The following is a 20,073-nucleotide window of genomic DNA, read 5'->3' on the forward strand; positions in this document are numbered from 1 at the left end:
GAACAAAGGTCGAGCCATGTACGCACCCACCGACCGGACCACCGCCAGCCGCTCCCGGGACCGGATGAGCTACGACGAGGCCGCCGCGCACGCGATCCTCGACGAGGCGTACGACTGCGCGTTCGGGTTCACCGTCGACGGCGAGCCCCGGGTGCTGCCCACCCTGCACGTGCGCGTCGGCGACACCCTCTACCTGCACGGCTCCACCGGCAGCCGGCCACTGCTCGCCGCCCGGGGCGACGGGCTGCCGGTCTGCGTCGCCGTCACCCTGCTCGACGGCCTCGTCTACGGCCGCTCGCAGTTCCACCACAGCGCCAACTACCGCTCGGTGGTCGCCCACGGCACCGCCCGCCTGGTCACCGACCAGCGGGAGAAGCTGCGGATGCTGACCGCCCTGGTGGAGAAGGCCGCCGCCGGGCGCAGCGCCGACAGCCGACCCCCGTCGCGCCGGGAGCTGGCCGAGACGGCCGTGCTGGCCCTGCCGTTGCGCGAGGTGTCGGTGCGCGCCCGCACCGGCGGCGTACGCGACGAGGAGACCGACCTCGCCCTGCCGCACTGGGCCGGCGTGGTGCCGCTGCGGCTGACCGCCGGGCTGCCCGAGCCCGACGCCGGGATGACCGTGCCGGTGCCGGCGTACCTGCGGGAGCGGACCTCGCCGTGGCTCGACCCGGCGGTGCTGCGCGGCGAGCACGTGCTGCTGGAACCGCTCGACCTCGCGCACGCCGACGAGCTGCACGCCGCGACCGCCGACCCGGAGGTCTGGCGGCACCTGGGCAGCCCGCAGCCGGCCGACGCCGCCGGCACCGCCGACGGGATCGCCACCGCGCTAGCCGCCCACCGGCGGGGCGAGCGGGTGCCCTGGGCGCAGCGCTGCGCGGTGACCGGCGCGGTGGTCGGCACCACCTCCTTCTACGAGGTGGAACCGGAGCGCCGGGCCGTGGCGATCGGCTACACCTACCTGGGCCGGCCCTGGTGGCGCACCGCGATCAACACCGAGGCGAAGCTGCTGCTGCTCACCCGCGCCTTCGAGGAGCTGGGCGCGGAGCGGGTGGTCTGGCACACCGACATCCGCAACGAGCGCTCGCAGCGGGCCATCGAGCGCCTCGGCGCGTCCCGCGAGGGGGTGCTGCGCCGGCACCGGCTCCGCCCGGACGGCTCCTGGCGGGACACCGTGCAGTATTCGATGATCGTCGACGAGTGGCCGAACGCACAGGTCACGCTCCGGGAAAGGCTTCGCCGGACGGCACCCGTGGCCCCATGATGGCGGGCGTGCTGGGCATCACCGACATCTGGACGTACGTGCTGGGCACCGTGGCGATCGTTCTGCTGCCCGGTCCCAACTCCCTCTTCGTGCTCTCCACCGCCGCGCAGCGGGGCGTGGCGACCGGCTACCGGGCGGCCGGCGGGGTCTTCGTCGGCGACGGGATACTCATGTTCCTCTCCGCCGCCGGCGTGGCGTCGCTGGTCCAGGCGTACCCGCCGCTCTTCCTGGTGATCAAGTACGCCGGCGCCGCGTACCTCGGCTATGTGGGGTTGACGATGCTGCGCGGGGCGTGGCGGCGCTGGCGGACGCGCAACGACCCGGCCACCCCGCGGCTCATCGACGCCGCGGAGCCGGCGGCGCTGCGCAGCCCCTTCCGCAAGGCGCTGGTGATCAGCCTGCTCAACCCGAAGGCGATCCTCTTCTTCGTCTCGTTCTTCATCCAGTTCGTGGACCCGGGCTACGCCTGGCCGGCGCTGTCGTTCCTGCTGCTCGGGCTGATCGCCCAGGTCACCAGCGCGCTCTACCTGACCGCGCTGATCTTCACGGGCACGTTCCTGGCGGCCCAGTTCCGTCGGCGCCACCGCCTGGCCGTCGGCGCCACCACGGGCGTCGCCGCGCTCTTCCTCGGCTTCAGCCTCAAGCTGGCCACCGCCAGCGCCTGACCCGGCGGGGCCGCCGGCACGTCCCTGGCCCTGCCGGGCCGGCCGCCGCCTGACCCTGCCGGGGCGGTGCTCGCCGTCCCGCTCCGGGTCAGGTGCCGTCGCCGCCGCCGGAGCCGCCGACGCCGGCTCCGCCGGCCGTGCCGCCCAGGCCGAAGCCGGGGTGGATCGGCTCGTCCGGCGGGCGGCTGACGTGCGCCGACCCGGAGAGGGTCGCGGACCAGTCGGCGTGCGCGGCGGCGGCAGCGTGCCGGTTGATCGCCGCGCGCAGCCAGGCGTCCACGGTCGCGACCCAGTCCCGCTGCTCGGCGCCGGTGTGCCAGACCCGGAACCGGCTGATGCTCTGGTGGGTGATCCCGGCCAGGGCGAGCCGCCGGTCCAGCCAGAGGATCACCTCCAGGCCGGCCGGGTCGGCGATGAAGATCAGCTCCAGCTCGGTGATCGGCCCGGCGTAGAGCGGTGCCACCCAGTAGCCCAGCCGCTGGTGCAGCGGCAGGGTCTGCGCCACCCCCGGCAGCCGGTTGTCGACCAGGCCGGCCTGGCGCATGCTGAAGCCGAGCGTGTCGAGGGCCGCCAGGACGTGCGCCTGGGTGGGCAGCGGGTGCACGAAGACCGGCACCATCGCGCCCTGGTCGAGCGCCGGCTCGACAGCCACCTCCGTACGCAGCCCCATCCGCAGGCTGAGCAGGGGCACCCCGCCGAAGACGGTCACGGGGGTCTCCCACGGCAGCGGGAACTCGAACGGGATCGAGCGGCCCCGCCCGGCGCGCAGCACGAAGGCGCCGGCCACCGTGGCCTGGTGGAACTGCACCAGGCGACGGGGCGCCTCCGGGTCGTCCGGTTCGGCCGTGGTGACCAGGCCGAGCCGGACGTGCAGGACGGGTACGTCGGTGGAGCCGGCGACGACGGTGACCCGCCCTGGCAGCCGCAGCCCGGGACGGGTGCTCGGGTTGGCCAGGGCCGTGCGCACCGACAGCCCGGTCCCGCCGGACTCGGGTGACACCCCCGTCAACCGCACGGCACTCCCCCACGACTGGGCCGGCCCGGCCACCCACGGCCGCCGACCCCGCGCGTGGGGTCACCCCTGGCGTCGCCGCCCCGGCGGGTGGGGCCACCCCCATCGTCGCCGACCCGGCGGGTGGCCGCCCCGACTTCGACGAAGAGCGGCCACCTATCCGGTTTCATCTCATGCGTCGACCGCGCGGCACCGGGTCGGTCTCGTCGTCGAACTCGCCGATGACCTCCTCCAGGAGGTCCTCCAGCGCGACGAACCCGACCGGCCGGGTCGGCCCGCCCCCGTTGCGCACCAGCGCGAGCTGGGACTGCCGGGCGCGCATCTCCGCCACGGCGTCGCTCACCGACGCCGAGGCCGGCAGGGTGAGGGCGTTGGTCATCAGGTCGCCGGCGGTGACCGCGCGCCCCGTGGTGGTGGCCCGCACCGCCTCCCGGACGTGGACCAGGCCGCAGACGTCGCCGTTGGCGTCCAGCACGGCCAGCCGCGACCGGCCGCTGTCCCGGCTGACCTGCTCGATCCGGTCGGCGCCCTCGTCCCGGCGCACCGTCACCATCTGGTCGAACGGCTCCATCACCTGGGCCACCGTGGTGCCCTGCAACTCCAGCATGCTGGTCAGCATCTGGTGCTGCTCCGCGCCCAGCAGCCCGTGCTCGCGCGACTGCTCCAGCAGCATGCGCAGCTCGTCCGGGCCGTGCACTTGGGCGAGCTGGTCCTGCGGGTTGACCTTGACCAGCCGCAGCATCGCGTTGGCCAGGGCGTTCATCACCGACAGCACCGGGCGGGCGACCCGCGCGAAGGCGCGGAACGGCAGCGCCAGCAGCACCGCCGAGCGCTCCGGGTGGGTGATCGCCCAGGACTTCGGCGCCATCTCCCCGACCACCAGGTGCAGGAAGGTGACGACGCTGAGCGCGAAGATCAGCGCGATCACGTGGCTCGCGGCGGTCGGCAGCCCGACCGCGTGCAGCAGCGGGCTCAGCAGGTGCTCGATCGCCGGCTCGGCGAGCGCACCGAGCCCCAGGGTGCAGAGCGTGATGCCGAGCTGCGCGCCGGCGAGCATCAGGGACAGCTCGCGTACGCCGTCGAGCGCGGCCCGGGCGGCCCGGCCGCCTCCGGCGGCCGCGTGCTCCAGCCGGTAACGCTTGCTGGCCACCAGGGCGAACTCGGCGGCCACGAAGAAGCCGTTCAACGCCAGCAGGATCACCGACGTGAAGAGTGCGATGCCGGGGCTCATGCGGACACCTCCCCGGGCTCGGCGATCCGCAGTCGGACCGAGTCGGCCACGTGCCTGTCGACGGCCAGCACCTCGACCAGGGCGCGCGGTTCCTCCGCGCCGTCCTCGCCGTCGGCCGGCAGGCTGATCTCCAGCCGGTCACCGACCTCGGGGACCCGCCCCAGCTCCCGCATGACCAGGCCGGAGAGCGTGTCGTACTCCGGTGCCTCGGGCAGCGAGATGCCGGTGCTGTCGGCCACCTCGTCGATGCGCCAGCGGGCCGGCACCACCCAGGAGCCGTCCTCCTGGCGGGCCGGGGCGCGCTCCGGCGGGTCGTCCTCGTCCCGGATCGGGCCGACGAGTTCCTCGGCGATGTCCTCCAGCGTGATCACGCCGGCGAAGCCGCCGTACTCGTCGACCACGCAGGCGAGCTGCCGGTGGCCGGAGCGCAGCCGGTCCAGCACCGTCGGCAGCGGCAGGGTCTCCGGCACCAGGAGCGGGGGGCCGGCGACCGCGCTGACCGGGGTGCTCGCGCGCCGCTCCGGGGGTACGCCGAGCACGTCGGCGATGCCGACGACGCCGACGAGGTCGTCGACGCCCTCGGTGCCGCGTACGGGGAAGCGGGACTTGCCGGTGTCGAGCAGCTCGACCACCCGGCTGAGCGGCTCGTGCGCGCGTACGGTGTGCACGTCGACGCGGGGCACCATGACCTCGCCCGCGGTCAGCCCCCGGAAGTCGAGCCCCCGGTCGAGCAGCGTGGACATCTCGTCGGTGAGGTGCCCCTCCTGGCGGGACTCGGCGATGATCTGTTCCAGGTCCTGCGGGGTGGCGCCGCTGGGCAGCTCCTCGATCGGCTCGATGCCGACGCTGCGCAGCAGCCGGACCGCGGCCCGGTCGAAGAGCTTGATCAGCGGACCGGCGACCTTGAGGTAGATCAGGGTGGAGCTGCTCAGGGCCTTCGCGAGGGGCTCGGGCCGGGCGATGGCGAGGTTCTTCGGGGCCAGCTCGCCGAGGACCATCTGCACCACGGTGGCGATGACCAGGGCCAGGACGACGGAGAGCGGCAGCGTGACGGCCGTGGAGACGCCGGCGAGCCCGAGCAGCTCGGCCAGCCCGGCACCGAGGAACGGCTCGGCGACGTAACCGACCAGCAGGGCGGTGACGGTGATGCCGAGCTGCGCGCCGGAGAGCATGAACGACAGCCTCGCGGTCACCTCGAGCGCCCGGGCGGCGGCCTTGTCGCCGTCGTCGGCCAGCTGCTTGAGCCGGCCCCGGTCCACGGCGACGTAGCCGAACTCCTGGGCCACGAAGTAACCCGTGGCGACGGTGAGAACGATGATGAGTAGAAGACCAACGACGATCAACACGGGTCGCTCAGGGCTCCCGGGGTCGTCGGGGTCGGGATATGCCGGGCACGACCCGGCTGGCTACTGCTGCCCTCCTGGGCAGAAGAGTCGATCATGCGGCCCATTTTATCGGGATCGGCTGGATATCCGCTGAGGGTGTGCCGAAGCCCCCCGACGTCCGCGGCGCGGGGACGTCGGGGGGCCTGCCCGGCGTCAGCTCTGGGTGATCTTCACGTCGTCCACGGCCGCCTCCACGAGGCTGGCGCCGCTGGCGTCGGCCGCGTCGATCACGATTCGTACGGTCTGTCCCCGCAGGGCCGAGACGTCGGCGGTGGCGCTCTGCCAGGCCGCCGCCCGGTCGGTCGCGGCCCCGGTGGCGTTCAGCGCGGTGACGGTGCCGCTGCCGACGACCCGTACGCGCAGGTAGTCGGCGCTGCTGGCGTTGTTCAGGTGGGCCAGGTACCAGGAGAACGAGAGGTTCAGCGTGCCGGTCGACGGCAGCGTGATGGCCGGCGACTGGATGGTGCTCACCCCGCCGTCGAGGTCGTACGCCCCGGCGCTGCTGCCGGCGAGCGGCCCGGTGACCAGGTCGTAGCTGCCGCTGACGGTCGTGCCGAGCTGGGTGGCGACGCCGGAGCTGGTGGCCGCGGGGTCGCCGCGCTCCCACCGGCCGAGGGTGGCGGTGTCCGTGCCGGCCGGGTTGGCGGTCCACCCGGTGGCGGTCTCGAAGGTGTCGCTGAAGACGGTGGTCCCCGGCGGGGTGCCGGTGCCGGCCAGCGCCCACACCGTGTACGCGATCGCGTCGGCGTTGCGGTCCAGCGCGGTGTCGTTGATGTTGGCGGTGGTGTCGCAGGAGCGGTGGTAGCACGGGTCGAACGCCTGGCCCGCCGTACCGCCCCAGAGCGAGGCGTGGGTGCTGGACTTGGTGCCCTCGGCCCCGGTGAAGGTGCCGCCGGCCGGGATGCCGACGCTGATGAACGGCCCGTAGTCGCTGCGGCCGTCGAAGTCGGTGCCCCGGGTGGGCACGCCGATCGAGCTGAAGTACGCCTGGATGGTCTGCTCGATCTGCGCGGAGCCGGCCGGGCCGGGGCCGGAGCCGACCCCGTCGGAGTTGTCGCCGTCGTAGACGAAGTAGCCGGCGTTGGGTGAGCCGACCATGTCGAAGTTGAGGTACTGCTTGATCTTGGTGCGCTCGGTCGACGGCAGGTTGTTCACGTAGTACTGGGAGCCGCGCAGCCCCAGCTCCTCGGCGCCCCACCAGCCGAAGCGCAGGTGCCGGGTGGGGGTGAAGCCGCTGCGGGCCACGGCGAGCGCGGTCTCCAGGATCGCGGCCGAGCCGGAGCCGTTGTCGTTGATGCCCGGACCGGCGGTGACGCTGTCCAGGTGTGCCCCGGTCATCACCACCTGGTTCGGGTCTCCGCCGGGCCAGTCGGCGATCAGGTTGTAGCCGGTGGCCCCGCCGTAGCTGAACGACTGCACGACTGTGGTGAACCCGGCCGCGTCGAGCTGGCCCTTGACGTAGTTGACCGAGGCCAGGTAGCCGGGGCGGCCGTGCGCCCGGTTCCCGCCGTTGGCGGTGGCGATGGACTGGAACTGGGACAGGTGCGCCTTCACGTTGGCCAGCGGGACGTCCGGGGCCGCGGCGAGCGCCACGGGCGCGGCGGCGGGGACGGTGGCGGTGGGCGCGGCGGTCGCCGAGGAGGCGGTCACGACCGTCGCCGCCGCCACGGCCAGCGCGGCCAGCCAGGCGGAGCGGGGGGTGCGGGGTCTCATTGGTCCTCCGGGGTGGGGGGTGGTCCGGTCCCGCGGGGTGGGCGGTGACCGGCGGACGGCCATCGATCGACGGCCATCACTGCGAAAGCGTGCAGCGGGGCACGCCCCCCGGCAAGACGCAAGACACCGAATCGCCGCAGTCCCCGAATTGGGACGCCTCGGATGCGATCGGCCGCAGGCCGCGGGTCAGGACGGGTCGCCCCCGCCACCCGTACGGCGATCGGCGGACGCGAGCTCGTCGGCGTCGAGCAGGCCCGGCTCGACCCGGCCGGCCCGGTACGCGGCCCGGCCGATCATCTGGGCCGCCACGGGGGCGGTGGCCAGTTGGAAGATCCCGACCAGCGCCACCATGCCCAGGTCGGCCGGGGCACGCAGGCGCAGCGCCATGCCGAGCAGCAGGAGCAGCGCCCCGAGCACCTGCGGCTTGGTCGCGGCGTGCATCCGGTCCAGGGTGCCCGGGAAGCGCAGCACCCCGATCCCGGCGGCGAGGCTCAGCAGGGCGCCTGCCACCAGGCAGCCGCCGCCCAGCCAGTCGGCCAGCGTGCCCCACATCAGGCCTCCCCGTCCTCGCGCACGGCGAAGCGGACCAGCGACACCGACCCGACGAAACCGAGCATGGACAGCGCCACCAGCACCGGCAGGGTGGTGGCGTGGTGGTTCACCGCGGCCTCCGCGCCGACCGCGCCGACCATCGTGGCGAGCAGCATGTCGGCCGCGACCACCCGGTCGATCAGCGACGGCCCCCGGTAGAGCCGGATCAGGGCCAGCAGCGCGGTCACCGAGAACAGGACGGTGAGGGTGGCGGCGAGGAACGTGATCACGGTTCGGGTCCCCTCTCGACGGGATCGGCGCTGACCCGGCGCACCTCGGCGTCGGAGCCGACCGCGCGGACGATCCGCCGCTCGACGGCGAGGATCCGTTGCCGGCTGCCGCGCAGGTCCTGCGGGCCGTGGGTGTCGAACACGTGCACGTAGAGGACTCCGACGTCCCGGTCCACCTCGACGATCAGCGTGCCCGGCACCAGCGAGATCGCCTCGGCGGTGAGCGCCAGGTTCAGGTCGGTACGCACCCGCAGGCGGACCGCGATGATCGCCCCCCGGGGCCGGTAGCCGGGCTGGACCGCGACCCGGGCGACGTGCGCGCTGGCGCTGACCAGTTCGCCGACGAAGCGCACCGCGAAGACGACCAGCGGCCCCAGGCGCAGCCGGCCGCCGAAGCTCACCGGCGGCAGCGGGAAGAACAGCAGCACGGCGCCGGCCACCAGCGTCCCGCCCGCGAGGTTGCCCCACGAGAAGTCCCCCCAGAGCAGGCTCCAGACCAGCACCAGCCAGCCGAAGGCGATCAACCGGTCGCGCCGCCGCCCCCGCCCGCGCGGCGGCGTCCCGGAGGCCGGGGTCACGGGACACCGACCGGCAGCACGGAACGGATGTACGGGGTGCGCTCGCGCAGGTCGACCGCCGCGTCGGCGGTGACGTCGAACAGCGGCCCGGCGACGACGGTAAGCGCCAGCCCCAGCCCGACCAGCGCGATCGTCGCGCCGACCATCAGCGCGGGCAGGTGGACGACCGGCTCGGTGGTGGCCAGCCGGGGGGCGCGCCAGAAGGCGATGTTCCACACCCGCGAGGCCACGTAGAGGGTGAGCAGGCTCGTCACCGTCCCCGCCGCGACCAGCACGCCGGGCAGCGGCTCGCCGGCCGCGACGCCGGCCTGGAGCAGGCCGAGCTTGCCGAGGAACCCGGAGAAGGGCGGAATCCCGGCGAGGTTCATGGCGGGGACGAAGAAGAGGACGCCGAGCAGCGGGGCCGCCCGGGCCAGCCCGCCGATGCGGCGCAGGTCCGTGCTGCCGGCCCGCTCCTCGACGAGGCCGGCGACCAGGAACAGCGTGGTCTGGATGGTGATGTGGTGCACCACGTAGAAGATCGCGCCGGAGAGCCCGGCGACGGTGCTCAGCCCCACTCCGAAGATCATGTAGCCGATGTGGCTGACCAGGGTGAACGAGAAGAGCCGCTTCAGGTCGGACTGGGCGACCGCGCCGAGGATGCCGACCACCATGGTCAGCCCGGCCACCACCATCAGCAGCCCGGAGACGTGGCCACCGGGAAAGAGCAGCGTCTCGGTGCGGATGATCGCGTACACGCCGACCTTGGTGAGCAGGCCGGCGAAGACCGCCGTGACGGGGGCCGGCGCCGTCGGGTAGCTGTCCGGCAACCAGGCCGAGAGCGGGAAGACCGCCGCCTTGACCCCGAAGGCGAGCAGCAGCATCAGCTCAAGGGTCAGCCGTACGCCGCCGGGCAGCGCGTCCAGCCGGTGCGCCAACTGGGCCATGTTCAGCGTGCCGGTGGCCGCGTACACGAGGCCCACCGAGGCTAGGAAGATCATCGAGGAGAGGATGCTGACCACCACGTACGTCGAGCCGGTGCGGATCCGGGTCTCGGTGCCGCCGAGGGTGATCAGCACGAAGCTCGCGGCCAGCAGGATCTCGAAGCCGACGAAGAGGTTGAACAGGTCCCCGGCGAGGAACGCGTTGGTCACGCCGGCGGTCAGCACCAGGTAGGTGGGGTGGTAGATGGTCACCGGGACGGTCTCGCCGAAGTCCCCCTGCCCCTGGCCGACGGAGTAGAGCAGCACGCACAGGGTCACCGCCGACGAGACCACAAGCATCAGCGCGGCGAGCTGGTCCGCGACCAGCACGATGCCCACCGGCGCCGGCCACCCGCCGACCTGGACCACCACCGGCCCGTGCCGGTACGCCTGCACCAGCAGCACCGCCGCCACCGCCAGCGTGGCGGTCAGGCAGGCCACGCTGACGACCCGTTGCGCCCCGGGCCACCGGGCCAGCAGCAGGGTCAGCGCCGCGCCCAGCAGCGGCACCACCACGGGCAGCGGCACGAGCCAGCTCATCGGGCGCCCCCTCCCGCGTACCCGGTCATCCGGGGCCGTCCCCGCGGCGGAGCCGGCGCGGCGGCTCCGGGTCGACCTGCTCGGGGTCGGCGTCCGGGCCCTCGCCGCCGAGGTCGGCGGCGGCCAGTTCGCTGCGCTCGACCGCATGCCTGATCTGCCGGTCCTCGATGTCGTCGGGGACCTCGTCGTCGCCGGTGAGGTACCAGCTGCGGTAGCTCACCGCCAGCAGGAACGCGGTCAGTCCGAAGGTGATCACGATGGCGGTGAGGATCATGGCCTGCGGCAGCGCGTCGCTCAACGTACCGGCGGGCGCCGTGCCGACCACCGGGGCGGCACCCGAGCGCCCGCCGAGCAGGATGAGCGTGTTCACCCCGTTGCCGAGCAGGATGACGCCGAGCAGGATCCGGGTCAGGCTGCGCTCCAGCAGCAGGGTGACCCCGCAGCCGACCAGCACCCCGGCGGCGACGACCAGCACCAGGGTCGGCCCCGCGCCGGCCGTCCTCACGCCCGCTCCCCCTGCCCGTCGACCCGCAGGCCGCCCCCGGACTCGCCGGCCGCCTCGATGTGCCGGTCCACCTCGGCGCCGAGGCTGCGCAGGATGTCCAGCACCAGCCCGACCACGACCAGGTAGACGCCCACGTCGAAGAAGAGGGACGTGACCAGGTAGAAGTCCCCGATCACCGGCAGCCACAGGTTGATCCGGGCGCTCTCGAGCACCGTGCCGCCCGCGAACAGGGCGACGGCGCCGGTGCCGATCGAGACGAAGAGGCCGGCGCCGAGCACCGTGCCGGCGCCGACCGGGGCGGCCTCGGCCAGCTCGTAGCGGCCGCCGGCCAGGTAGCGCACGGCCAGCGCCAGGCTCGCCACCAGGCCGCCGGCGAAGCCGCCGCCCGGCGCGTTGTGGCCGGCGAAGAGCAGGAACAGGGAGAAGACCACCACCGTGTGGAAGACCAGGCGGGTCACCACCTCGAGCACGATCGAACGCTGCCGCTCGTGCAGGGTCGACCCGCCGCGCAGCCAGACCCGGTGCCCCGGCCGCTGCACCCGGTCCGGCCGCTCCGGGCGGCGCGGGCGGGGCCCGGTCCGGGACCGCTGGAAGACCAGGCTGGCCACGCCGGTCGCGGCCACCACCAGCACCGACAGCTCGCCCATCGTGTCCCAGGCCCGGATGTCGACCAGGGTCACGTTGACCACGTTGCGGCCGTAGCCGTGGGTGACGGCCAGGTCCGGGAACTCGGCGGAGATGGTGGGCGCCCGCCGGGCCGAGGCGGCGGTCAGGGCCAGCCCGCCGACCACCACGCCGACCACCAGCCCGATCGTCCGACGCGCCCACTTCAGACGTCTCGGGCGGGCCGAGAACCGCTCCGGCAGCCGGCGCAGCACCAGCACGAACACCGCGATGGTGGCGGTCTCGACGAGGAACTGGGTCAGTGCCAGGTCCGGCGCGCCGTAGACCACGAAGAGCATCGCCGTGCCGTAGCCCGTCATGCCCACCAGCAGCATCGCCGTCAGCCGCCGGCGGGCGCCCACCGCCAGCACCGCCGCGACGGTCACCACCGCCACCACCACGACCTGCAACGGGCTGTCCCAGAGGGCGATCCGTTCCCGCCACGGTCGGGTGGCCAGCATCGCCCCGCCGGGCACCAGGACGAACACGACCAGGATGACGCCGAGGTACTGCGGCAGCGAGCCCCGCTGGGTCGCGCCGGTGACCCTCATGGCCAGCCGGTCGAAGCGGCGGATGAACCACTCGTACCCCTGGTTGCCGCTGACCGGGACGTGCAGCCGGGCCAGCACCGGGGCGAGCGGGCCGCGCAGCGCGAACAGCGCCGCGCCACCGGCCACGGCCAGCGCGGAGAGGCCGAGCGCGGGGCTGAGGCCGTGCCAGAGCGCCAGGTCCTTGCCGACGACGCCGAACGACTCGGCGTACGGGCGGAGCAGGCCGTCGAGGATCCCGGCGGCCGGGCCGGCGGCCAGCCCGACGGCGGCCAGCAGGGCCGGCGGGGCGAGCATCGACGCGGGGATCCGCCCGAGCACGGCCGGTTCCACGCCCGGCCGGGTGGCGAACGCGCCCCAGACGAAGCGGGCGCTGTAGGCGACGGTGAGCGCGGTGCCCACCACCAGCACGGCGACGACGGCGGGCCGGTCGGTGAACGCGGCCAGCACGGCCTCCTTGGCGACGAAGCCGACCAGCGGCGGCAGCCCGGCCATCGAGGCGGCGGCGAGCACCGTCACGGCGACGAGCAGCGGCGCCCGGCGCCCCAGCCCGGACAGCTCCCGCAGGTCGCGGGTGCCGGTGCCGTGGTCGATGATGCCGACGACGAGGAAGAGCGGCGCCTTGAACAGGGCGTGCGCCAGCAGCATCGCCACCCCGGCGAGCGCGGTGTCGGGGGTGCCGGCCCCGACGGCCACCGCGATCAGGCCGAGCTGGCTGACCGTGCCGTACGCCAGCAGCAGCTTCAGGTCGGTCTGCCGCAGCGCCGCCCAGCCCCCGGTCAGCATGGTGGCCAGGCCGGCGACCACGACCACCGGCCGCCACGGGCCGGCGCTCGCCAGCACCGGGGCGAGCAGCGCGATCAGGTAGACGCCGGCCTTCACCATCGCGGCGGCGTGCAGGTACGCGCTCACCGGCGTCGGCGCCGCCATCGCCACCGGCAGCCACGAGCTGAACGGCAGCACCGCCGACTTGGACAGTGCCCCGACGAGGATCAGCACGACCGCCCCGACGAGGTACGCCCCGCCCGGCAGCGGGGCGGCGACGATCTCCGACCAGCGGTAGGTGCCGGCGTGCCCGCCGAGCATGATGAACCCCACAAGCATCGCCAGCCCGCCGAACGTGGTCACGGTCAGCGCCTGCGCCGCCGCCCACCGGCTGGAGCGCCGCTCCGTGCTGTGCCCGATCAGCAGGTACGAGAAGATCGTGGTGAGTTCCCAGCAGACGTAGAGCAGCAGCAGGTCGTCGGCGAGGACCAGGCCGAGCATCGCCCCCGCGAAGGCCACCAGCACGGCCGCGAACCGGGCCATGCCGGCGGACTCCCGGCCGAAGTAGTAGGCGCTGTAGACCAGGACCAGCGCGCCGACGCCACCGACGAGCAGGGTCATCAGCCAGGACAGGGTGGTCAGCCGCAGCGCCAGGTCGACGCCGAGCTGGCCGATCCACGGGTACGTCTCGACCACCGCGCCGCCGTCGTGGACGGCGGGCGTGCGGGCCAGCGCCCAGCCGAACGCCGCCGCCGGCGCCAGCGCCAGCGGGTAGCAGGCGCGGGGACCCCACCACCGGACGAGCAGCGGCGCGACGAGGGCCGCCACGAAGTGGAGGATCAGCAGTACGAGCACCCGCGCTCCCGGTCGAGGTGGCTGCGGCGCGCGCCGGAGGTGGGACGGGCACCTAGGTGCGATCAGACGCCAGATCGTCGCCCGGCGGGCGGTTTTGCGGGAATTCGTCCCGTTGTCGCCCGCGTGCGGGTAACCGGCCGAGACGGTCGGCCAGCCGTCAGCCGAGGGGCGACACGGCAGGGGCGGCCGGGCGCAGGCGGGGAGCTGGCCGGGGCGGAGGCGGGAGGGCGGACGGGGGAGGGCGGAGGGGCGGCCGTCAGCCCACGGCGACGTCGGCGGTGGGGGCGACGGGCTCCCGGGCGGGGCGCTCGCGCCGGGGCTCCACCAGCAGGTCGGGGCGGCCGAGCTGGACCACGACCTTGTTGACCACCCGTTGGGCGGCGGCGAGGGAGCGCACCGGCAGCAACCGGCCCCGGCTCTCCCGACGCAGCACGAAGTAGTGCACCGCGGCGCGGACCTGCCCCCGGTCGGCCGCGCTGGCCTGCGCGGTGGAGACGACCAGCTCCCGCAGCGCGGCGGCGAGCCGCTCGGCCAGCTCCAGCTCCGGGCCGGACAGCCCGGTGCGGACGGCAGCGAGGTGACTGTCGACCTTGCGGATGAGCACGTCGGTGCCGGGCTCGAAGCTCCGCTGCTCGACGGTCAATCCGATCTCCTCCACCCCGGGCCGATGCTCCGGGTGAAGTTACTTTATGTTGTGGGGCACAAGCAAGCAGTTAAGTAAGACTTAACGGATTGAACGCGCAAACATCGCGTATGAGCCGGAGCGGGGCAATGGCCCTCCGCCCAGAACCTCGATGTCACACCGCCGGGGCAGGATGGATGGCGTGACGGATGCGATGGCGGGTTTCGGCGCGGCCACCCGGGAGTGGTTCGGTGCCGCCTTCGCCGCGCCCACCGCCGCCCAGACCGGCGCCTGGGGCTCCGTCTCCGCCGGGCGCAGCGCGCTGGTGGTGGCCCCCACCGGCTCGGGCAAGACGCTGGCCGCGTTCCTCTGGTCGCTCGACCGGCTCGCCCGCGAGCCCGCCCCGGCCGACCCCCGGCAGCGGTGCCGGGTGCTCTACGTCAGCCCGCTCAAGGCGCTCGCGGTCGACGTCGAGCGCAACCTGCGCACCCCCCTCACGGGCATCCGCCAGGCCGCCACCCGGCTCGGCGTCGCCCCGCCGGAGATCACCGTGGGGATGCGCACCGGCGACACCCCCGCCGACGAGCGGCGGGCCTTCGCCCGCACCCCGCCGGACATCCTCATCACCACACCCGAGTCGCTGTTCCTGCTGCTCACCTCCGCCGCCCGCGACTCCCTGCGCGGCGTCGAGACGGTGATCCTCGACGAGGTGCACGCGGTCGCCGGCACCAAACGCGGCGCCCACCTCGCGCTCTCCCTGGAGCGCCTCGACGAGCTGCTGCCGGCCCCGGCGCAGCGGATCGGCCTCTCCGCCACCGTCCGGCCCGTCGACGCGTGCGCCCGTTTCCTCGGCGGCGCCCGCCCCGTCGACGTCGTCGCGCCGCCCACCGCCAAGACGATCGAGGTCAGCGTCCAGGTGCCGGTGGAGGACATGACCCGCCTCGACGAGCAGGAGCCGCCGGAGGACGACCTCGGCGGCCTCGGCGCGCGCCGGGCGTCCATCTGGCCGGCGGTCGAGGAACGCGTCTTCTCCCTGGTCAGGGCACACCGCTCGACCATCGTCTTCACCAATTCCCGGCGTTCCGCCGAGCGCCTCTGCGCCCGGCTCAACGAGCTGGCCGGCGAGGAGCTGGCCGGCGGGCCCCCGCCGTCGCCGCGCGGCGCACAGGAGTGGGGCGGCCCCGAAGGGCCGGTGCGCGTCGGCCGCACGCCGGCGGAGCTGATGGCGCAGGCCGGCGCGGCGGCCGGCGCGGCGGCGGTGATCGCCCGCGCCCACCACGGCAGCGTCTCCCGGGAGGAGCGCAAGCACATCGAGGAGGCGCTCAAGTCCGGCCAGCTGCCCGCCGTGGTGGCCACCTCCAGCCTGGAGCTGGGCATCGACATGGGCGCCGTCGACCTGGTGGTGCAGATCGAGGCGCCGCCCAGCGTGGCCGCCGGCCTGCAACGGGTGGGCCGGGCCGGGCACCAGGTCGGCGCGGTCTCCCGGGGGGTGGTCTTCCCCAAGCACCGGGGCGACCTGCTCTCGTGCACCGTGGTGGCCGAGCGGATGGCCGAGGGCGCCATCGAGGAGCTGCACCACCCGCGCAACCCGCTCGACGTGCTGGCCCAGCAGATCGTCGCCATGGTGGCGCTGGAGCCGTGGCGCGTCGGTGACCTGGCCGTGCTCGTACGCCGGGCGGCGCCCTTCGCCGAGCTGCCCGACTCGGCGCTGCACGCCGTGCTCGACATGCTCTCCGGCCGCTACCCGTCCACCGCGTTCGCCGAGCTGCGGCCCCGGCTGGTCTGGGACCGCGCCACCGACACGCTCACCGGCCGGCCCGGCGCGCAGCGGCTCGCGGTGACCAGCGGCGGCACGATCCCCGACCGGGGCCTCTTCGGCGTCTTCCTGGCGGGGGCCGAGCGGGCCGCCCGGGTCGGCGAGCTGGACGAGGAGATGGTCTACGAGTCCCGCGTCGGCGACGTCTTCCTGCTCGGCTCGTCGTCCTGGCGGATCGAGGAGATCACCCCCGACCGGGTGCTGGTCTCCCCGGCCCCCGGGCAGGCGGCGAAGATGCCGTTCTGGAAGGGCGACCAGCTCGGCCGCCCCGTCGAGCTGGGCCGGGCCATCGGCGCCCGGGTGCGCGCCCTGCTGCGGCAGGACGACGAGACGGCGGTCGCCGCGCTGCGGGCCGGCGGCCTGGACGACTGGGCCGCGGGCAACCTGATGGCCTACCTGCGCGAGCAGCGCGCCGCCACCCGGTCCCTGCCCGACGACCGCACCGTCGTGGTCGAGCGGTTCCGCGACGAGCTGGGCGACTGGCGGCTGGCCGTGCACAGCGTGCTCGGCGCCCGGGTCAACGGGCCGTGGGCGCTGGCCATCGGCCGCCGGCTCGCCGAGCGCTACGGCGTGGACGCCCAGGTGATGCCGTCCGACGACGGCATCGTGGTCCGCCTGCCGGACACGGCGGAGGAGCCACCCGGCGCCGACGTGGTGGTCTTCGAGCCCGAGGAGATCGCCCAGCTCGTCGAGGAGTCGGTCGGCACGTCCGCGCTCTTCGCGTCCCGTTTCCGCGAGTGCGCCGCCCGGTCGCTGCTGCTGCCCCGCCGCGACCCGCGCCGCCGCCAGCCGCTGTGGCAGCAGCGGCAACGCGCCGCCCAGCTGCTCGACGTCGCCCGCGAGTACGCCGACTTCCCGGTCACCCTGGAGGCCGCCCGGGAGTGCCTCCAGGACGTCTTCGACCAGCCCGCGCTGGCCGAGTTGATGCGCGACCTGGCCGCCCGCAAGGTGCGCCTGGTCGAGGTGGAGACCGCCCAGCCGTCGCCGTTCGCCCGGTCGCTGCTCTTCGGCTACGTCGGCGCCTTCCTCTACGAGGGCGACGCGCCGTTGGCCGAGCGCCGGGCCGCCGCGCTGGCGCTGGACTCGACCCTGCTCGGCGAGCTGCTCGGCCGGGTCGACCTGCGGGAGCTGCTCGATCCGGCGGTGCTGGCCGAGACCGAGCGGCAGCTGCGCTGGCTGACCGAGCAGCGCCGCCCGCGCGACGCGGAGGACGTGGTCGAGCTGCTCCGCGTGGTCGGCGACCTGTCGGAGGCGGAGCTGGCCGAGCGGGGCGCCTCCCCCGCGTGGCTGACCGAGCTGGCGGCGGCCCGCCGGGTGCTGCGGGTGCGCGTCGCCGGCGAGGAGCGCTGGGTCGGCGTCGAGGACGCGGCGCGGCTGCGCGACGCCCTCGGCGTGGCCCTGCCCGTCGGGGTGGCCGAGGCCTACCTCGCCCCGGTGGCCGATCCGCTCGGCGACCTGGTCGCCCGCTACGCGCGTACGCACGGGCCGTTCGCCGCCGCCACCTGCGCGGCCCGCTTCGGGCTCGGCGTCTTCGTGATCGAGCAGACGCTGCGCCGGCTCACCGCCACCGGTCGGGTGGTCGCCGGCGAGTTCACCCCCGACACGGCCGGCAGCCAGTGGTGCGACGCGGAGGTGCTGCGGCTGCTGCGCCGCCGGTCCCTGGCCGCGCTGCGCCGGGAGATCGAGCCGGTGCCGCCCCGCGCGCTGGCCGCGTTCCTGCCCCGCTGGCAGCAGGTCGGCTCGTCCGCGCGGGGGGTGGAGGCGCTGTCCGCCGCCGTGGAGCAGTTGCAGGGCGCGGCCGTGCCGGCGTCGGCCCTGGAACGGCTGGTGCTGCCCGGCCGGGTCGCCGACTACTCCCCCGCCCAGCTCGACGAGCTCTGCGCCAGCGGCGAGGTGCTCTGGGCCGGCTCCGGGGCGATCTCCGGCGGGGACGGCTGGGTCACCCTGGCCTACGCGGACGTCGCGCCGCTGCTGCTCCCCCCGCCCGACGAGGCGCTCACCCGCACCCCGCTGCACGACGCGGTGCTGGACGCGCTCGGCGACGGGCAGGCGCTGTTCTTCCGGTCGCTGTCCGACCGGGTCGGCTCGACCGACGACGCCGCGCTGACCGCCGTCGTCTGGGACCTGGTGTGGGCCGGTCACCTCACCAACGACACCCTGGCGCCGCTGCGCGCGACGCTCGGCGGCGGTGGGGCGCACCGGTCCCGTGCCACCACGCCGCGCACGCGTTACCGGCGCCCCGGGCGGGTGGCCCTGCCGACGCGCGGCGGCCCGCCGACCGTGGCCGGCCGCTGGTCCCGCCTGCCGGAGCGCGACACCGACGCGACCCGGCGCGCCGCGGCCCTGGCCGACGTGCTGCTCGAACGGCACGGCGTGGTGACCCGGGGCGCGGTCATGGCCGAGCAGGTGACCGGCGGTTTCGCCGCGGTCTATCCGGTGCTCTCCGCGCTCGAGGAGCGCGGCGCGGCCCGGCGGGGCTACTTCGTCGAGGGGCTGGGCGCCGCGCAGTTCGCGGTGCCGGGGGCGGTGGACCGGATCCGGGCGCTGGCCGAGCCGACCGACGGCGGGCGGGGGCGTGGCGGGCCCACGTTGGTGCTCGCCGCGACGGATCCGGCCAACCCGTACGGTGCGGCGCTGTCCTGGCCGGAGCGGGTGGTCGACTCGGGCGACGGGACGGCCCCGGCGACCGGGCACCGGGCGGGGCGCAAGGCCGGCGCCGTGGTGGTGCTGGTCGCCGGCGACCTGGTGCTCTACGTCGAACGCGGCGGGCGGACGATCCTCTCCTTCACCGACGACACCGAGCTGCTGACGGCGGCCGGGAAGGCGCTCGCCGACGCGGTCCACTCCGGCGCGTTGGGCGCGATGTCGGTGGAGCGGGCCGACGGCGAGGCGGTGCGCTCCTCGCCGCTGCGCGACGCCCTCACCGCCGCCGGCTTCCGGGCCACCCCGCGCGGCCTGCGCCTGCGCGGCTGACCCGCACCGGTCAGCGCAGGCCCGTGAGGACCTTCTCGTATTTGGCGCGATCGGCGGCGGGGGTCTTCGCCTCCAGGTAGTTGAGCACCACCGTGCCCCGCCGGAACGACTGGCCGCCCCACGTCTCGGCGATGTCGCTGGCGCTGGTCTCGTCGGGGAAGACGTACACGGTGACGGCGTCGGTCGCGACCAGCTCGGAGCAGCCCAGGCCGAGCCCGTCCGGGCCGCACTCGACCGACCGGTCCCGGGGGTTCGGCACCTTCAGCCCGGCGGCCTTGAACGCGTCGACGACCTGCCGCGCGCCGGGCGTCCCGGTCGGGCGGGCCGGCAGCTCGACCGGCGGCGGGCTGGCGGGGCGGCGCTGGGTGGGCCCGCCGGCGCTCGGAGCCGCCGGGCCCGCCCCCGTCGGCCGGGCGCTCGGCGGGGCGGCGGGCGTCGCCGTGGCTTCCGCCGCGCCGGTCGGGCCCGGGGACGGCACGTCGGCCGGGGTCGACGCCGTGGCGGCCGGTGGCGCGGCGCGCCGGTCCTCCGCGTCGTCGCCACAGGCGGCGGTGAGGGCGGCGGCGATCACGAGCACCGCGACGGCGGGCAGGCTCCGGTTGGTCACCCCTGGCAGTCTGCCCAACCGGATCCCGTCCCGGCAGTGGCCGGTCGGTCAGTGCGGCTGTCCCATTTCTGCCAGCCCGCCCCGGTCGACCGGGGCGGGCTGACGGCGTCGGTACGATCCCGACCGGTCGACGAGGGGAGCCGACGATGACCGGGGTGGACGGGGCGGACGAGGTGGACGGGGTGACCGTCCGGCCGGCACGGGCCGGGGACCGGGCGCCCGTGGACGCGCTGCACGAACGCGAGTGGGGCGGGCCGTACGTCGTCGCCCACGACACCCGGTACGACCTGCGTACGCTGCCCACGCTGGTGGCGACCGACGGGGCCGGGGCGGTCGTCGGGGCGCTCGCCCACCACGACGACGCCGACGGGCTGGAGGTGGTCAGCGTGGTGGCCGCGACGCCCGGCGGCGGCGTCGGCACTGCGCTGCTGGCGGCGGCCGGCGAGGTGGCCCGGGCCGACGGCCGGGCCCGGCTCTGGCTCGTCACCACGAACGACAACCTGCGGGCGCTGCGGTTCTACCAGCGGCGCGGGCTGCGGCTGGTGCGCGTG

15 protein-coding genes and 1 pseudogene are annotated in these 20,073 nt (G+C 75.1%); 4 read left to right on the plus strand and 12 right to left on the minus strand.

All coding sequences use genetic code 11. The features are described 5' to 3' along the window. Positions 1 to 16: 16 nt before the first annotated feature. A complete protein-coding gene (locus AB0B83_RS06855; protein ID WP_357577351.1) occupies positions 17 to 1,261 on the plus strand; it encodes a bifunctional pyridoxamine 5'-phosphate oxidase family protein/GNAT family N-acetyltransferase in 1,245 nt (414 codons plus the stop codon). Further along, positions 1,258 to 1,926: a leucine efflux protein LeuE gene (gene leuE, locus AB0B83_RS06860; protein ID WP_357577352.1), complete on the plus strand. Its 669-nt coding sequence runs from the start codon at positions 1,258 to 1,260 to the stop codon at positions 1,924 to 1,926. The genes AB0B83_RS06855 and leuE overlap by 4 nt, the downstream gene beginning before the upstream one ends. A gap of 88 nt (positions 1,927 to 2,014) precedes the next feature. Here the strand turns inward: leuE and AB0B83_RS06865 are convergent, their stop codons facing one another. The 11 genes from AB0B83_RS06865 to AB0B83_RS06915 all read right to left on the minus strand — a co-directional run bounded on the left by AB0B83_RS06865 (position 2,015) and on the right by AB0B83_RS06915 (position 14,162). Beyond that, a complete protein-coding gene (locus AB0B83_RS06865; RefSeq protein WP_357577353.1) occupies positions 2,015 to 2,941 on the minus strand; it encodes a sporulation protein in 927 nt (308 codons plus the stop codon). Between the two features lie 163 nt (positions 2,942 to 3,104). Beyond that, the gene (locus AB0B83_RS06870) at positions 3,105 to 4,169 is read right to left on the minus strand and encodes a hemolysin family protein (protein WP_357577354.1); all 1,065 of its coding nucleotides are present in this window, start codon (positions 4,167 to 4,169) and stop codon (positions 3,105 to 3,107) included. Next, positions 4,166 to 5,515, minus strand: coding sequence for a hemolysin family protein (locus AB0B83_RS06875; protein ID WP_357577355.1), 1,350 nt, complete (start codon positions 5,513 to 5,515; stop codon positions 4,166 to 4,168). Before AB0B83_RS06875 ends, AB0B83_RS06870 begins: the two co-directional genes overlap by 4 nt. Before the next feature lie 192 nt (positions 5,516 to 5,707). Beyond that, positions 5,708 to 7,267 carry a M20/M25/M40 family metallo-hydrolase gene (locus AB0B83_RS06880; RefSeq protein WP_357577356.1) on the minus strand — a complete coding sequence of 520 codons (1,560 nt, stop codon included), beginning with the start codon at positions 7,265 to 7,267 and terminating at the stop codon, positions 5,708 to 5,710. A 186-nt stretch (positions 7,268 to 7,453) separates the two neighbouring features. Then, on the minus strand, positions 7,454 to 7,819 hold the full coding sequence (gene mnhG / locus AB0B83_RS06885; RefSeq protein ID WP_357577357.1) for a monovalent cation/H(+) antiporter subunit G: 366 nt from the start codon (positions 7,817 to 7,819) through the stop codon (positions 7,454 to 7,456). After that, positions 7,819 to 8,088, minus strand: coding sequence for a monovalent cation/H+ antiporter complex subunit F (locus AB0B83_RS06890; RefSeq protein ID WP_357577358.1), 270 nt, complete (start codon positions 8,086 to 8,088; stop codon positions 7,819 to 7,821). Before AB0B83_RS06890 ends, mnhG begins: the two co-directional genes overlap by 1 nt. Further along, entirely contained in the window at positions 8,085 to 8,666 is a 582-nt protein-coding gene (locus tag AB0B83_RS06895) for a Na+/H+ antiporter subunit E (RefSeq protein ID WP_357577359.1), read from the minus strand. The genes AB0B83_RS06890 and AB0B83_RS06895 overlap by 4 nt, the downstream gene beginning before the upstream one ends. Next, positions 8,663 to 10,168 (minus strand): Na+/H+ antiporter subunit D, encoded by a 1,506-nt coding sequence (locus tag AB0B83_RS06900; protein WP_357577360.1) that lies wholly within the window; start codon positions 10,166 to 10,168, stop codon positions 8,663 to 8,665. Before AB0B83_RS06900 ends, AB0B83_RS06895 begins: the two co-directional genes overlap by 4 nt. A 25-nt stretch (positions 10,169 to 10,193) precedes the next feature. Beyond that, positions 10,194 to 10,673, minus strand: coding sequence for a Na(+)/H(+) antiporter subunit C (locus AB0B83_RS06905; protein WP_357577361.1), 480 nt, complete (start codon positions 10,671 to 10,673; stop codon positions 10,194 to 10,196). Beyond that, positions 10,670 to 13,504: a Na+/H+ antiporter subunit A gene (locus AB0B83_RS06910; protein ID WP_357577362.1), complete on the minus strand. Its 2,835-nt coding sequence runs from the start codon at positions 13,502 to 13,504 to the stop codon at positions 10,670 to 10,672. The genes AB0B83_RS06905 and AB0B83_RS06910 overlap by 4 nt, the downstream gene beginning before the upstream one ends. 256 nt (positions 13,505 to 13,760) lie before the next feature. After that, positions 13,761 to 14,162 (minus strand): hypothetical protein, encoded by a 402-nt coding sequence (locus AB0B83_RS06915; protein WP_357577363.1) that lies wholly within the window; start codon positions 14,160 to 14,162, stop codon positions 13,761 to 13,763. A 178-nt stretch (positions 14,163 to 14,340) separates the two neighbouring features. Between AB0B83_RS06915 and AB0B83_RS06920 the strand changes: the two genes are divergently transcribed. Further along, entirely contained in the window at positions 14,341 to 18,915 is a 4,575-nt protein-coding gene (locus tag AB0B83_RS06920; RefSeq protein WP_357577422.1) for an ATP-dependent helicase, read from the plus strand. Positions 18,916 to 18,925: 10 nt separating this feature from the next. Here AB0B83_RS06920 and AB0B83_RS06925 read toward each other — a convergent pair whose 3' ends face one another. Continuing rightward, a complete protein-coding gene (locus tag AB0B83_RS06925; protein WP_357577364.1) occupies positions 18,926 to 19,522 on the minus strand; it encodes a hypothetical protein in 597 nt (198 codons plus the stop codon). Positions 19,523 to 19,668: 146 nt separating this feature from the next. Here AB0B83_RS06925 and AB0B83_RS06930 point away from each other — a divergent pair. After that, a pseudogene (locus tag AB0B83_RS06930) lies at positions 19,669 to 20,043 on the plus strand (GNAT family N-acetyltransferase); the annotation flags it as partial. Between the last annotated feature and the right edge of the window lie 30 nt (positions 20,044 to 20,073).

This window comes from Micromonospora sp. NPDC049060, from assembly GCF_040649055.1.
Classification (GTDB): domain Bacteria; phylum Actinomycetota; class Actinomycetes; order Mycobacteriales; family Micromonosporaceae; genus Micromonospora; species Micromonospora reichwaldensis.